10 protein-coding genes are annotated in these 13,164 nt (G+C 69.4%); 6 read left to right on the forward strand and 4 right to left on the reverse strand.

What is annotated here, in order from left to right; genetic code table 11:
• Window positions 1-16 precede the first annotated feature (16 nt).
• Window positions 17-1,540 carry a dynamin family protein gene (locus FHX42_RS24540; RefSeq protein ID WP_182546841.1) on the reverse strand — a complete coding sequence of 508 codons (1,524 nt, stop codon included), beginning with the start codon at window positions 1,538-1,540 and terminating at the stop codon, window positions 17-19.
• A gap of 173 nt (window positions 1,541-1,713) precedes the next feature.
• Between FHX42_RS24540 and FHX42_RS24545 the strand changes: the two genes are divergently transcribed.
• The 4 genes from FHX42_RS24545 (at window position 1,714) to purL (ending at window position 5,496) form a co-directional block, all read left to right on the forward strand.
• Complete coding sequence (locus FHX42_RS24545; RefSeq protein ID WP_182546842.1) at window positions 1,714-2,097, forward strand: hypothetical protein; 384 nt, start codon at window positions 1,714-1,716, stop codon at window positions 2,095-2,097.
• 173 nt (window positions 2,098-2,270) lie between these two features.
• Window positions 2,271-2,510: a phosphoribosylformylglycinamidine synthase subunit PurS gene (gene purS / locus FHX42_RS24550; RefSeq protein ID WP_182546843.1), complete on the forward strand. Its 240-nt coding sequence runs from the start codon at window positions 2,271-2,273 to the stop codon at window positions 2,508-2,510.
• Window positions 2,507-3,196: a phosphoribosylformylglycinamidine synthase subunit PurQ gene (gene purQ, locus FHX42_RS24555; RefSeq protein WP_182546844.1), complete on the forward strand. Its 690-nt coding sequence runs from the start codon at window positions 2,507-2,509 to the stop codon at window positions 3,194-3,196. Before purS ends, purQ begins: the two co-directional genes overlap by 4 nt.
• Complete coding sequence (purL, locus tag FHX42_RS24560; protein WP_182546845.1) at window positions 3,193-5,496, forward strand: phosphoribosylformylglycinamidine synthase subunit PurL; 2,304 nt, start codon at window positions 3,193-3,195, stop codon at window positions 5,494-5,496. Before purQ ends, purL begins: the two co-directional genes overlap by 4 nt.
• Before the next feature lie 250 nt (window positions 5,497-5,746).
• Here purL and FHX42_RS24565 read toward each other — a convergent pair whose 3' ends face one another.
• Window positions 5,747-6,565, reverse strand: a complete 819-nt coding sequence (locus tag FHX42_RS24565) for a lysozyme (protein WP_182546846.1) — start codon at window positions 6,563-6,565, stop codon at window positions 5,747-5,749.
• A 319-nt stretch (window positions 6,566-6,884) separates the two neighbouring features.
• Between FHX42_RS24565 and FHX42_RS24570 the strand changes: the two genes are divergently transcribed.
• Complete coding sequence (locus tag FHX42_RS24570) at window positions 6,885-9,071, forward strand: putative bifunctional diguanylate cyclase/phosphodiesterase (protein ID WP_182546847.1); 2,187 nt, start codon at window positions 6,885-6,887, stop codon at window positions 9,069-9,071.
• A gap of 43 nt (window positions 9,072-9,114) precedes the next feature.
• Here the strand turns inward: FHX42_RS24570 and FHX42_RS24575 are convergent, their stop codons facing one another.
• Window positions 9,115-9,969, reverse strand: coding sequence for a GGDEF domain-containing protein (locus FHX42_RS24575; RefSeq protein ID WP_182546848.1), 855 nt, complete (start codon window positions 9,967-9,969; stop codon window positions 9,115-9,117).
• Between the two features lie 351 nt (window positions 9,970-10,320).
• Between FHX42_RS24575 and FHX42_RS24580 the strand changes: the two genes are divergently transcribed.
• A complete protein-coding gene (locus FHX42_RS24580) occupies window positions 10,321-11,535 on the forward strand; it encodes a glycosyltransferase 87 family protein (RefSeq protein ID WP_182546906.1) in 1,215 nt (404 codons plus the stop codon).
• A gap of 122 nt (window positions 11,536-11,657) precedes the next feature.
• Here the strand turns inward: FHX42_RS24580 and FHX42_RS24585 are convergent, their stop codons facing one another.
• Window positions 11,658-13,004: a hypothetical protein gene (locus FHX42_RS24585; protein ID WP_182546849.1), complete on the reverse strand. Its 1,347-nt coding sequence runs from the start codon at window positions 13,002-13,004 to the stop codon at window positions 11,658-11,660.
• Window positions 13,005-13,164 lie beyond the last annotated feature (160 nt).

A 13,164-nucleotide genomic window follows, 5' to 3' on the forward strand; every position in this document is an offset into this window, starting at 1 on the left:
AACCACCGCATCACGATCATCCTTCCCCGCTCGCCCGGAGGCACTTCCAGATCAGGAAGTAGGCGCGGTGCACCACGTGCGCGATCCGGCTCTGCGCGGGTGTGGCGCCGAGGGAGGCGAACGAACGCCACCACTTCGCGCGATCCAGCGCGTGCTCCGCCAGCTCGCGGGGACCGCGCCCGCTCATTCCGAGCTGTTCGGGGATGTCGCCGCAGCCACCGACGCGCAGTACCTCCGCGGTGAGGTCCGCGGGCAACTCCACCGTCCCCGAGGTGACCAGCGTCAGCGCCTCCAACACCCGGAGCTGGTGCGCCTCGGGCTTGGTCAGCAGGACCTCGATCGCGTCGTGCACCCTGCTGCGCTCGCCGTCGTCCCCGGAGGACTGGGCCAGCGCCGTCAGCGAAGCCAGTCCGGCCGCCGCCTTGATGCCGTCCGTGCGGACGCGGAACAGCGAGTCCAACCTGCCGCGAACCGCCTCCAGCCCGGAGGAGTCCAGCAGGAGACGCCGCAGTCGGCCCGCCGTGATCGCGGGGTCCGCGTCGATGGCCTCCAGCGCACGCCCGATCCCGTAGAGGTCCATCCGCTCCAGCAGCCCGCTTCGGACGTTCGCGGGAACGTCGCAGTCCCAGTCGGTGAACAGGTCGGCCGACATCAGCAGCATCTCCCGCGTGCTCGCGTCCAGCCCGGCGAGCTCGTGCAGCGCGGCGGCGTCGGCGGAGGTGAACTCGCCGGTCTCGGCGGTCTCCGCGAGCAGCCCGACGACCGGGACGACATCGGCGACCCTGGGCTTGAGCACCTCGGCCTGACCCTCGGCCAACGTCCACGCGGCCCGCCACGGGTCGCCCTCGGCTCCGGACACCGAGTCCGGCTCGACGGTGTCGACCTTGTTCAGCACCGCGAGCGCGTTGACCGGCCCCGAGTCCCGGCTGCCGGTGGCGCTCGTGAAGGCGGACAGGATCTGCCGGTCGTCGGCACGAACCTGCTGGGTGACCACGTACAGCACCGCCTCGGCGCCGACGACCGCGCTGCGCGAGACCGAATCCAGCTCGTCGTCCGTACCCAGCACCTGCTCCGTCCGGGTGACCGAACCGGAGTCCAGCGATCCCAGTCCCGGCGTGTCGATCACCGTGAGATCGCGCAGCACCGCGTTGGTCAGGTACGCCTCCAGGTGCGAGATCCTGTCGACGTCGATGCCCAGATCGGCGGGAATGGCGCCGTCGGAGTCGAACGGCACCGCCCGGCTGCCGCCGTCGTGGAAGACCACCTCGACGCGGTCGACGGTCCCGTACCGGAAGCGGGTCACCAACCTCGTGCACTCGCCGACGTCGGTCGGTGCCACCCTGCGCCCGATCAACGCGTTGACCAAAGTGGACTTCCCGGACTTGATGCGGCCCGCCACCGCCACCTGCAACGGCGCGGACAACCGCCGCAGCACGTCGTCGAGTCCCGCCGCGGTCGCCGCGCAGACCTGCGGCCGCAGGCCCTCGCACAGCTGCGCCACGGCCGTCGACAGTGGACCGCGCGTATGTTCGGTGCTCACCTCGGCCCCTTCGCTCCGGCGTGCTTACCGCGCCGGGAGCCCATTTTGCCACTGCGTAATCGCCCGAGTACGCGAAGTTCCTTCAGACGGCGGTTTGATCGATCGGGGACGACGGGTAGTCCTGACCATGCGCGGGAAACCCGGCGCGCACCGCGCGGAAGGACGGAAGGACGATGGAACCGAACGTGCAGTCCCACATCGTGTTCCTGGTCGTCGGCATCGTGCTCGTGTTCGTCGACGGGCACCTCATTCGACGCAGCGGAGCGACCTACCTCGAGGAGGTCTACCCCGACCCGCGGGTCGCCGACTCGGTCAACCGCCTCATCAGTGTCCTGTTTCACCTGGCCGTACTCGGCGTGCTCGCCCTCATCTCGACGATCGACATGAGCGCGGGCAACGCGTTCGAGGCGGTCGTGGCCCGGCTCGGCGTCGTGCTGCTCGTGCTGGCGCTGGCCCACGGCATCACGATCTGGGCCATGACGAGGCTCCGTTCCCGGCAGCGGGCGCTGCACCTGCGTGCGGAGATCGACGAGGACAGGACGAACCAGTCTCCCTGAGCCCGTCGGCGGTCGCCGGTTCCGCAGGCGGGTGCACTCGTGCGGGCGAGCCCGGCGACCTCGGCGGACGTGACCCACACCGCATACCCAGCCTCCTCGCGTCAGGTGAACATGCAGGTCAGGTATGCTCTAACACGTACTGCTGGCCATCGCACGGAACCGGAGCAGCGCCCGTGGCCCGAGTCGTTGTCGACGTCATGCCCAAGCAGGAGATCCTCGATCCGCAGGGACAGGCCGTGGCGAGTGCCCTGCCCCGACTGGGTTTCGAGGGCATCTCCGAGGTCCGTCAGGGGAAGCGTTTCGAGTTGGAGGTCGCCGCCGACGTCGACGACGAGACGCTGTCCAGGATCGCGGAGACGATGCTGGCCAACCCGGTGATCGAGGACTGGACCGTACGGCGGGAGGAAGCATGACCGTCGCCACCGGTGCCCGCATCGGAGTCGTCACCTTCCCCGGCACCCTGGACGACGTGGACGCGCAGCGGGCGGTACGTCGCGCCGGCGCCGAACCCGTCGCCCTGTGGCACGGCGATCACGACCTGCAGGGGGTCGACGCCGTGGTCGTGCCGGGCGGTTTCTCCTACGGTGACTACCTGCGCTGCGGCGCCATCGCCAAGTACTCCCCGGTCATGACGGAGCTGGTGCTGGCCACGGGCCGGGGCCTGCCGGTGCTCGGCATCTGCAACGGCTTCCAGGTGCTCTGCGAGTCCGGACTGCTCCCGGGAGCGCTGACCCGCAACGCCGGACTGCACTACGTCTGCCGCGACCAGTGGCTGCGGGCCGAGAACACCACGTCGACCTGGAGCACCCGTTACGAGCCGGGAGCCGAGGTGCTCATCCCGGTCAAGCACGGCGAGGGCTCCTACGTGGCCGACGAGGACACCCTCGACGAGCTCGAGAGCTCCGGCCGCGTGCTGTTCCGCTACGTCGGCGGCAACCCGAACGGCTCTCGGCGCGACATCGCGGGCATCACCGACACCGCGGGCAGGGTGGCCGGTCTGATGCCGCACCCCGAGCACGCGGTCGACCCGCTGACCGGCCCGACCGACGACGGCCTCGGCATGTTCCTGTCCGCCCTCGACGCACTGGTGACAGCGTGACCCACAGCGATCTCCCCGAAACCGTCCGGCCCGACAGCGTCGAACACGCCAGGGAGACGCCGGAGCTGGCCCAACCGCACCGGGAACTGGGGCTCGCCGAAGACGAGTACCAGCGGATCCGCGACATCCTGGGGCGGCGGCCCACCGAGGCCGAGCTGGCGATGTACTCGGTGATGTGGAGCGAGCACTGCTCCTACAAGTCCTCCAAACCGCACCTGAAGTACTTCGGCACCACGACCACGCCCGAGATGCGCTCCAAGATGCTGGCCGGTATCGGCGAGAACGCCGGCGTGGTCGACATCGGCGACGGCTGGGCGGTCACGTTCAAGCTGGAAAGCCACAACCACCCCTCCTACGTGGAGCCCTACCAGGGAGCGGCCACCGGGGTCGGCGGCATCGTCCGCGACATCATGGCGATGGGGGCCCGTCCGGTGGCGGTCGCCGATCCGCTGCGCTTCGGTCCCGCCGACGCGCCGGACACCCGACGGGTGCTGCCGGGCGTGGTCGCCGGGGTCGGCGGCTACGGCAACTGCCTGGGGCTGCCCAACATCGGCGGTGAGGTCGTCTTCGACGAGTCCTACGCCAGCAACCCGCTGGTCAACGCGATGTGCGTGGGTGTGCTGCCCTCGCAGGACCTGCACCTGGCGCACGCCAGTGGTACCGGCAACAAGCTGGTCCTGTTCGGCGCCCGCACGGGGCTGGACGGCATCGGCGGGGTGTCGGTGCTGGCGTCGGAGACCTTCGAGGGCGACGAGTCCGGCGGCGGCCACAAGAAGCTGCCCAGCGTGCAGGTCGGCGACCCGTTCACCGAGAAGGTCCTCATCGAGTGCTGCCGGGAGCTCTACGGCGCCGGGCTGGTCCTGGGGATCCAGGACCTCGGTGGCGCCGGGCTGTCCTGCGCGACCTCCGAGCTGGCCTCCGCCGGTGACGGCGGAATGCGGGTCGACCTCGACGAGGTGCCGCTGCGGGCGAGTGGGATGAACGCCGCCGAGATCCTGTCCAGCGAGTCGCAGGAGCGCATGTGCGCTGTCGTGCGCCCCGGTGACGTGGAGGCCTTCATGAAGGTCTGCGCGAAGTGGGACGTCCCCGCGACCGTCATCGGCGAGGTCACCGACGGCGAGAACCTGGAGATCTACTCCGGCGACGAGCTCGTGGTGGACGTGCCACCGCGCACGGTCGCCCACGAGGGGCCGGTCTACGACCGACCGGTGGAACGGCCCGCCGAGCAGGACCTGATCGCCGCGGACAATCCGAACACGCTGGAGCGACCGGAGACGCCGGAGCAGCTGCGGGCCACGCTGCTGCGGATGACCGCCTCCCCGAACCTCGCATCCCGCGAATGGGTGACCAGCCAGTACGACCGCTACGTGCGCGGCAACACCGTGCTGGCCCAGCCGTCGGACGGCGGTGTGCTGCGGGTCGACGAGGACAGCGGGCGCGGTATCGCGGTGGCCACCGACTGCAACGCCCGCTACACGCGACTCGACCCGTACGAGGGCGCGCGGCTGGCACTGGCCGAGGCCTACCGCAACGTCGCGGTCACCGGCGCCACCCCGATGGCGGTGACCAACTGCCTGAACTTCGGCTCGCCCGAGGACCCCGGCGTGATGTGGCAGTTCCAGCAGGCCGTGCGCGGGCTGGCCGACGGCTGCGTCGAGCTGGGCATCCCGGTCACAGGCGGCAACGTCAGCTTCTACAACCAGACCGGGGCCAAGCCGATCCTGCCGACCCCGGTCGTCGGTGTGCTCGGCACGATCGACGACGTCACCCGCCGGATTCCCACCGGCGTCGGCGAGGAGGCGGGCGAGACCCTGCTGCTGCTCGGCGAGACCGGCGAGGAGTTCGGCGGCTCGGAGTGGGCTCGCGCCGAGCACGACCACCTGGGCGGAAAGCCGCCGCAGGTGGACCTGGCCCGGGAGAGGCTGCTCGCCGAGGTGCTGCGCACGGGATCGCGGGACGGCATGGTCTCGGCGGCCCACGACCTGTCCGAGGGCGGGCTGGCCCAGACGCTGGTGGAGACGACGCTGATCGGCGAGTGCGGCGCGCGCGTGGTGCTGCCCGAGGGGGCGGACCCGTTCGTGTGGCTGTTCTCGGAGTCGGCCGGACGAGTGCTCGTCGCGGTTCCGCGCAGCGAGGAGTTGCGCTTCACCGAGATGTGCGTGGCCAGGGAGCTGCCGTGCACCAAGATCGGCGTGGTCGACGCCGAGTCGGAATCGCTGGAGATCCAGGACGTCGCCGACATCCCGCTGACCGAGCTGCGCGAAGCCTGGGAAGGCACCTTCCCCCGCCTCTTCGACTGAGCTTTCGAGGTTTCCCCGATCGGCCTGCGTAGGGGTCTGGTGGGGAACCTCGGGCGTCGTCTCGCTCCGTCAGGCAAGCGGCGAAGCCGCTTCCCACCAGGCACGCAACGGGACCCACCGCGGGTTCTCAGGCGCGGGCCTCGCGAGGACAGCTGGGACGTGGCGTTAGCTACTCGATGTCCCAGATCCCACAGCGAGGCCCCGCCTGAGGTTCCGCTACTTACGCCCTAAGCAGCCGTTCCGAGAACCCTCATTTCCCCTTGGCCAGGCGCTTGAGGCCCTCGTAGGAGCCGTTGAAGAAGTTCTTGTCCAGCGGCTTCGAGGTGTACTGCCAGAAGGTGTGGAACCCCCAGTCGTGGGGGAGCTCGCCGATGTGGTCGGCGTAGCGGGCGACCCACAGCGGACTGGTCGAGCTGAAGTCGCCGCTGACGCACTTGTTCCACCAGTGCGTGCTCGTGTAGATCACCGGGTAACGACCGGTGCGGGCGTGGTAGGTGTCGCTGAAGGACTTGATCCACGCGGTCATCCGACGCGGTGACTTGCCGTAGCAGTCGGGTCCGTAGGGGTTGTACTCCACGTCCAGGGCGCCCGGCAGCGTCCTGCCGTCGGGCGACCAACCACCGCCGTGGTCGATGAAGTAGTTCGCCTGTGCGGCGCCGCTGGAGCGGTCCGGCAGGGCGAAGTGGTAAGCCCCCCGGATCATGCCCACTCCGTGGGAACCGTTGTACTGATGTGCGAAGTCGGGGCTGGTGTAGCCGGTGCCTTCGGTGGCCTTGACGTAGGCGAACCTCACGCCCCGGTCCCACCAGTGCCGCCAGTTCACGGTGCCCTGGTGACCGCTGACATCGATCCCGGGCACCGACGGCACGCTCGGAGCCGGTTCGAGGGATCGCTTTTCGCCCGTATCCTCGTGCTTGCGGATCTGCGAGCCCATGGCGTGATCACCCACCGGTGGTGGCGGGGGCACGGCTGCCTGGGCGGTGACGCCGACCAGTAGGGCACTTCCACAGAGAATCGGCAGTATGGAGCTCAGTACTCGCAGGTGTCGACGTCCACTCGGCTGGTTCATATTGGTCCCCCGGGAATCGGCCCACCGCCGGAGTGACGGCTGCTTACCGGAAAGTGTGGCAAGAGCTTAACGCACATACGAGCACTCTTGTGGCTTTTTAACCTGAAGGAGGGAACGCCACCCTCTAAGGTGGGACGGTGACGACAGACCGGAACCACCTCGTCGAAGCCGGGGAGACGCTCTTGCGCACACCATCCGAGCAACGGTCCCCATCACCGCGAGTAACCGGTGGTACGTGTTCGACCCGGACGCCCCCTCGGCCGTATGCTCCCGACGTGGCTGGCGCAAACGAGCACTACGAGCGGAGGGCGCCGCGGGGATGACCGGGTGGACAGCGCCCCTGCCGGGCGCTCGCGAAGCCACTGCCGTGGAGCGGGATGGCCGCCACGGTTTCGCCGCCGCCTGGGCACAGGCCCTCGTCGGCACCAGCTACGTTCCCATGACCAGCGCGGAGGTCGAGGAACACCTGCGGGGCCACACCGACCGGCTGGTCGAGGTGCTGCTGAGTGAGCCGCTGGACACCGCCGCGGCGGATGCCGTCGGTGCCGACCTGGTCGCGATGCACTTCACCAGCGCCGCGTCCCTGTCCGGGACGATCACCACGATCGGTGCACGGATGCTGCCGCTGCTGGGGCTGGGCGAGGACGCGACGCTGCGGGATCGGGTCTCGACGATCCAGGCGGTGATCTGCTCGGGGTTCATGCAGGCCGTGCGCAAGCGCACCCTCGACGAGCAGGAGGCGATTCGTCAGGCGGTGCTGGACGCGCGGGACGCGGTGGAGCAGGCGCTGCGGACCAGCGAGGCCCGTTTCCGGACGATCTTCTCCGAGGCGGCGATCGGCATCGGCATCGCCGACACCGAGGGCAGGATCATAGAGGGCAACGCCTCACTGCGACGCATCCTCGGGCGCACGGCCGACGAGCTGCGGTCCACGACGGTGCACGACCTGATGGAATCGGACGACATCGAGGCGGTGTGGCACTGGTACCAGCAGCTGATCCGGGGCGAGTGCGACCAGTACCGGGTGGAGAAGCAGTTCACCCGCCCCGACGGGGGCCGCTCCTGGACCGAGCTGATCGTGTCCCTGGTGCGCGACGAGGAGGGCCTCCCGCTGTACCAGGTCGCGCTGGTGGAGGACGTCACCGACCGCAAGCTGTTGCAGGACAGGTTGCGTCACCAGGCGCTGCACGACCCGCTGACCGGCCTGCCCAACCGCGCGCTGTTCCTGGAGCGCCTGGAGGAGGCGCTGGGAGACGGGGACGTCGCCGAGAATCCCGACGAGCGACGGGTCGCGCTGTGCTACATGGACCTCGACAGCTTCAAGGTCGTCAACGACAGCCTCGGGCACCTCGTCGGTGACGAGTTGCTGACGACGGTGGGCAACCGTCTCGCGGAGTCGATCAGCGGCCCCGACCGGCTGGTGGCCCGGATGGGTGGTGACGAGTTCCTGATCCTGCTCCAGGGCTCCCGGGGCGCCGAGCAGGCCGTCGAACTCGCCGAGCAGGCCCTGGCGACCCTGGTGGATCCCATCCACATCGACGGGCAGGAGCTGTCGGTCTCGGCCAGCATCGGCATCGTGGAACGCCCGACACGAGAGCAGACACCGGTCGGCCTGATGCGCGACGCCGACGTGACCCTGTACTGGGCCAAGGCCGAGGGCAAGGACCGGTGGACGCTGTTCGACACCGAACGCAGCGCCACGGAGGTCGCCCAGTTCCGGTTGTCGGCGAGCATGCCCGCCGCGCTGGAACACGAGGAGTTCTACGTCGAGTACCAGCCGCTGGTGGGACTGCGGGCCGAGGACGTGGCCGGAGTGGAAGCGTTGGTGCGCTGGTGGCACCCGGAGCTGGGACGCCTCGGCCCGGACCGGTTCATCGGCCTGGCCGAGGAGACCGGCCTGATCGTGTCACTGGGCCGCTGGGTACTGCGGCAGGCGTGCTACCAGGCCAAGTACTGGCAGGAGGAGTTCGGAGCCGCCGCACCGTTCGTCAGCGTCAATCTCGCCGTGCGCCAGTCCCGGGATCCCCAGTTGGTCGCGGACGTGGCCGAGATCCTCCACGAAACGGGGCTGGACCCGGGCAAGCTCCAGCTGGAGCTCACGGAGAGCGCGATCATGAGCACCGCCGACGAACCGCTCGAAGCGCTCCGCGAGCTGGCGCGCATGGGGGTGCGCATCGCCATCGACGACTTCGGGACCGGCTACTCCAACCTCGCCTACCTGCGGCACCTGCCGGTGCACGAGCTCAAGGTCGCGGGATCCTTCATGGAGGGGATCCGCGACGACGAGCCCGATCCCGTGGACGAGCACATCGTGCGTACCCTGGTCGAACTGGCCCACACACTGGGTCTGACGGTCACGGCCGAAGGCGTGGAGACCCGCGAGCAGGCGCGTCGCATGGCCGTCATCGGCTGCGAGACCGGTCAGGGATGGTTCTTCGCGCGACCCGGAACACCCGATGCGATCCGCTCCCTCATCGTTCGAAGCGGCACGGAACCCGAGCGCTGACATCGTTCCCGCCCGGGGCCGGTCTCGACGGGAACCTCCGGCACTAGCTGTGCTGGAGGTGGTGTTGAGCCCGCTCGATGACGGAGTGCACCGAGGCCTGACCGTCCGTGGTGACCCAGGACACCCGCAGGTTCGGGCGGAACTGCTTGGCCTCGATCCGTACCGACCGGGTGGCGACCTCCCGGACCCGCCTGGCGAAGTCGACGCCCGCGCCGGTGGGGTGATCGGCGATGACGGCGAACTCGTCCCCTCCGTAACGAGCGACGGTCTGATCGTCCCGGAGCCCCTGCCGCAGTTGCGCGGCGATCTCGGCCAGCAGTCGATCACCCTTGGCGAAACCGTGCTCGTTGTTGAACGCGCTCAGCCGCCGGACGTCGGCGATCACCAGCGTCGTCAGCGTGCCTCCCACGCGGGAGCGCACCAGCGTCTGCTCCAGTCTGTCCAGCAACAACGCCCGTCCCGGCAACCCGGTCAGCGGATCCAGCAACCCCTGGCCGTGCGACACACCGGTGTGCACCGGTCGCAACAACATCAGCGCCCTGTCACGCCCGTGCGCCGAGACCGGGTGATAATCGATCCAGACCCGGCTCGAAGGCTGTCCGGACCAGAAGATCACCGCCGGAGTGGACAACGACGATCCGGCCCGCAACACCTGGCCGGCCAGCTCGGCCCAGTCCGGCATGGCCGAGCCGGTGTCATCGGACATCGACCACCCGTAGGGGCGCACTCCGGTGAGCAGGTCGGACTTGCTCAGCCGCATCAGCCCCGCCGCGACGTCGTTGGTAGCCAACACCTGACCGTGCGCATCGGTGAGCAGGACGCCGAGATCCAGGCCGCCGATGAGCTCGTCCCAGATCGGGGTGAGCTGAGACGGCACGGAGGCATCCACGACACTCATTTGGCTCTACCCTCCCCACCAAACGGAGTAATGTCTCTGAGCCTCTCTTCTGCGAGGGCCGGAATTCAAGAGGAGTGCTACCCCACGTAATGGTGATTTATGCAGTGGATCAACGACCCTACGTGAGCAGAGACCGAACGCCGCCACCTGATCCGGCATGACGGGCGTCACGTCCCGCCCACGCGCACGGGGCCGCGAACTCAGCCCCCTTACCCTGGACGCGGTCGCCGAACTCGCCACGACCCAGAGCAACCCGGACGGTGCCCCGTGCCCTTGACTGAACGAGCCGAGCCCCAGCGATCCCTGGGTCAACGAATCCGTGAACACCGAAAATTACTCGCTGTGATCGGAATGTGCGAGTTGATCGCGGTCGTCATGGTCTCGGCCATCGATCCGCACGCCCACATCGACGGCGAGGTGTACCAACTCGGTGCGCAGGCGTGGTTGTCCGGTCACGACATCTACCAACACCTGCCGCCCACCGACTCCGGGCTGCGACTGCCCTTCATCTACCCGCCCTTCGCGGCGATCGTGTTCACCCCACTGGCCGTGGTGCCCAAGCCGGTGGCGATCGCCATGATCATGGTCGTCACCCATCTGTGTCTGTTGGCCACGCTCTACGTGGTGCTGCGGGCGTCGACGTTCCTGCGATCCCACCGCCATTCGGCGCTACTGGTGACGGCGGCCCTGCTGCCGCTGGCCACCGTTACCGAACCGGTGAAGGAGACCATCACCTACGCCCAGATCAACGTGGTGCTCATGGCGCTGGTCGCCGTCGACTGCCTGTGGCGGGTGGACGGGCCCAGGAAGCTGCCCTACCCGCGTGGCCTGCTGATCGGGCTGGCCGCCGGGCTGAAGCTCACCCCTGCGGCGTTCCTGCTGCTGTTCCTGCTGCGCAGGGACTACCGCACCATCGTGACCTCGATCGTGACGTTCCTGGGCACGATGCTGCTCGGTGTGGTGCTGGCCTTCGACGCCGCCAAGCGCTTCTGGCTCCACGAGGTGTTCTCCACCAGCGGTGTCTCCTTCGGCCCGAAGTTCCAGGGCGACGCGTCCATGTACGCGGGCAACCAGTCGGTGCGCGCCCTGCTGAGCCGGATGCAGGTTCCCGAGCCGTGGCAGACGGTGATCTTCGGTCTGCTCGTCGTGGCACTGCTGGTACTGGCGGTGCTGGGGATGCTGCACGCGCTGCGCCGACGAGACTTGCCGACGGCGCTGGCGACCAATGCCGTCCTCGGCCTCCTGGTCTCGCCGATCTCCTGGTCGCACCACTGGGTGTGGGCGGTACCGGCCCTGGTGCTGCTGGGCGGGAGCGCGTGGCGGAACAGGAACTGGCCGCTGATGCTGGCCACGGTGCTGGTAGCCGAGTTCTTCGCGCTGGGGCCGCACTGGCACGTCCCCCAGGGCGAGGGGCTGGAACTGACCTGGAACGCCTTCGAGCACTTCATCGGCAACGCCTACGTGTACTTCGGCGCGGCTTACCTGCTCTACAACGCGCACGCCTGGTGGCGTGCGCGCCACGAGGCACCGGCGCGAAACTCCTCCGACGAGCACGCCACCGTGTAACCGCGCGTACCGCGCGAAAAGCTCGGGCCGGGAAGTCCACGACTTCCCGGCCCGAGCTCGTCCGCTGGCCCTTCACGCCTCCTCGAAGCGGCTCGTGCCGCTCGGGGAGCGCGCGTGCGCGGTCAGGCCCTGCCGGCCACGTCCCGCAGCAGCGCCCCGGCCCTCAGCTGCTCCGTCACCGGGTTTCCGAACACGGAGGCCAGGGTCTCGCCCTGTGCGACGGTGACGGTCGGGAGCGCACCGCCGTCGTCGACGACCGGCAGGGACATCCCACCCGTGGGAGCGGTGCGGGTGGACCGGCGGAAGGGGTTGCGGGCGACCTCGTCGCGCTCGGGCAACGCGACGGCGAGCTCGTCCGCCGTGAACACCACGACCTCGGAGAGCTCGGGCGCCGTCGAGAACGCCGGTGCCGCCGCGGGCTCGTCGGCCCGCGGCTCGGGCAGCAGCTCTCCCCGCAGGACCTGGGTGATGCGGCTCGGTTCGGACTCCTCGGCGCGCGGAGCCGGAGCGACGACGAGCTCCGCGGCCTCCGACGGGTTCGGGATCTCGGTGACCTGGTGCTGCATGTCACCGGGAACGTGCAGGGGGAGGAACTCCTGGGCCTCCCGGCGCGCGGCCGGAACGGTCGACACGGCCGAGTCGAGCAGCTCCCGGGGGACGGTGTGCAGCTTCTTGGCCGGCAGCCCGGCCGAGGTGAGGTCCACGGTCCGCGGGGAGAGGAGAGGCTCCCCGGCCGGAGCGGGGACGGTCTTGCCGAGGCTGGACTTCCAGAGCTCGACGATGCTCTGCGTGGACTCGGCGGCGAACCCATCGACGGTGGCGGGGTCGACAGCCGGAACCACGAGCGGAGCTTCGTGATCACGGATCGTGGGAACGACGATGGCGCCGCGAGTGTCGTGGACCACGTCGCCAATGGCGTCCGACGAGTTCGACGAGCGGTGAAACCCCTCCGCCGGACTCCCGGACTCGGCCTCGAGCGCGTGCCGCCCGCTCGAGGCCGGCGGACCGGACGTGGTCTCGGAGGGATCCGGCCGCGGGGCGCGTTCCGTGGTCGGCTCCGGGTCGATGACGGGGATCTCCGTCGTCTCGGGATCCGTCGAGCGGTGCCGGCCGGTGGTGGGCTGCTCGGGAACTCGCGGGATCTCCTGGGTCAGCACGTCATCGACGACGGGGATCACTTCGGTGACCGGGTCGATGGGTCCGGTCAGCGCGGCGACAGTGTGCTTGCCGGGGGCCGGGTTGTTCCGCGGCGTGTCCGTCGGGAACAGCTCACCGGCGAAGCACAGACCGTTGCGGCGCGGGGTGCCGTCGTCGAGGACGTCGGCGCCCTGGGGAAACGTCGTTTCCCCCAGCGGTGGGGCCGGGCGGTCCGGACAGTCCTCGGACGCCGAGGCCACGCCGCTTCCCGCGGCCAACATGCCGCCGGTAACCAGGGCGGCCCGAACACCGCGCTTTGCCCAAGTCTGCATCGAAAATTTCTCCTTCGGGGTGTTTTCGCGGGATGCGAGGAGAGGTGCGTCGGAACGTCTTGTGGACACCACGCCGGCTCGGCCGTTCGCCGTGGAGCGCGGTCGACGCGTCGTGTCACACGGCTTGGGCGGGATCGTGGGAAGGCGGCCGGACTCGGAC

Origin of the sequence: Halosaccharopolyspora lacisalsi (genome assembly GCF_014137975.1) — a bacterium.
Lineage (GTDB): Bacteria > Actinomycetota > Actinomycetes > Mycobacteriales > Pseudonocardiaceae > Halosaccharopolyspora > Halosaccharopolyspora lacisalsi.

Coding starts and splice junctions, on each gene's coding strand:
- FHX42_RS24545 (WP_182546842.1), top strand. CDS start 1,714: ATGGAACCGAACGTGCAGTCCCACATCGTGTTCCTGGTCGTCGGCATC.
- purQ (WP_182546844.1), top strand. CDS start 2,507: ATGACCGTCGCCACCGGTGCCCGCATCGGAGTCGTCACCTTCCCCGGC.
- FHX42_RS24565 (WP_182546846.1), bottom strand. CDS start 6,565: ATGAACCAGCCGAGTGGACGTCGACACCTGCGAGTACTGAGCTCCATA.
- FHX42_RS24570 (WP_182546847.1), top strand. CDS start 6,885: ATGACCGGGTGGACAGCGCCCCTGCCGGGCGCTCGCGAAGCCACTGCC.
- FHX42_RS24575 (WP_182546848.1), bottom strand. CDS start 9,969: ATGAGTGTCGTGGATGCCTCCGTGCCGTCTCAGCTCACCCCGATCTGG.
- FHX42_RS24580 (WP_182546906.1), top strand. CDS start 10,321: ATGTGCGAGTTGATCGCGGTCGTCATGGTCTCGGCCATCGATCCGCAC.
- FHX42_RS24585 (WP_182546849.1), bottom strand. CDS start 13,004: ATGCAGACTTGGGCAAAGCGCGGTGTTCGGGCCGCCCTGGTTACCGGC.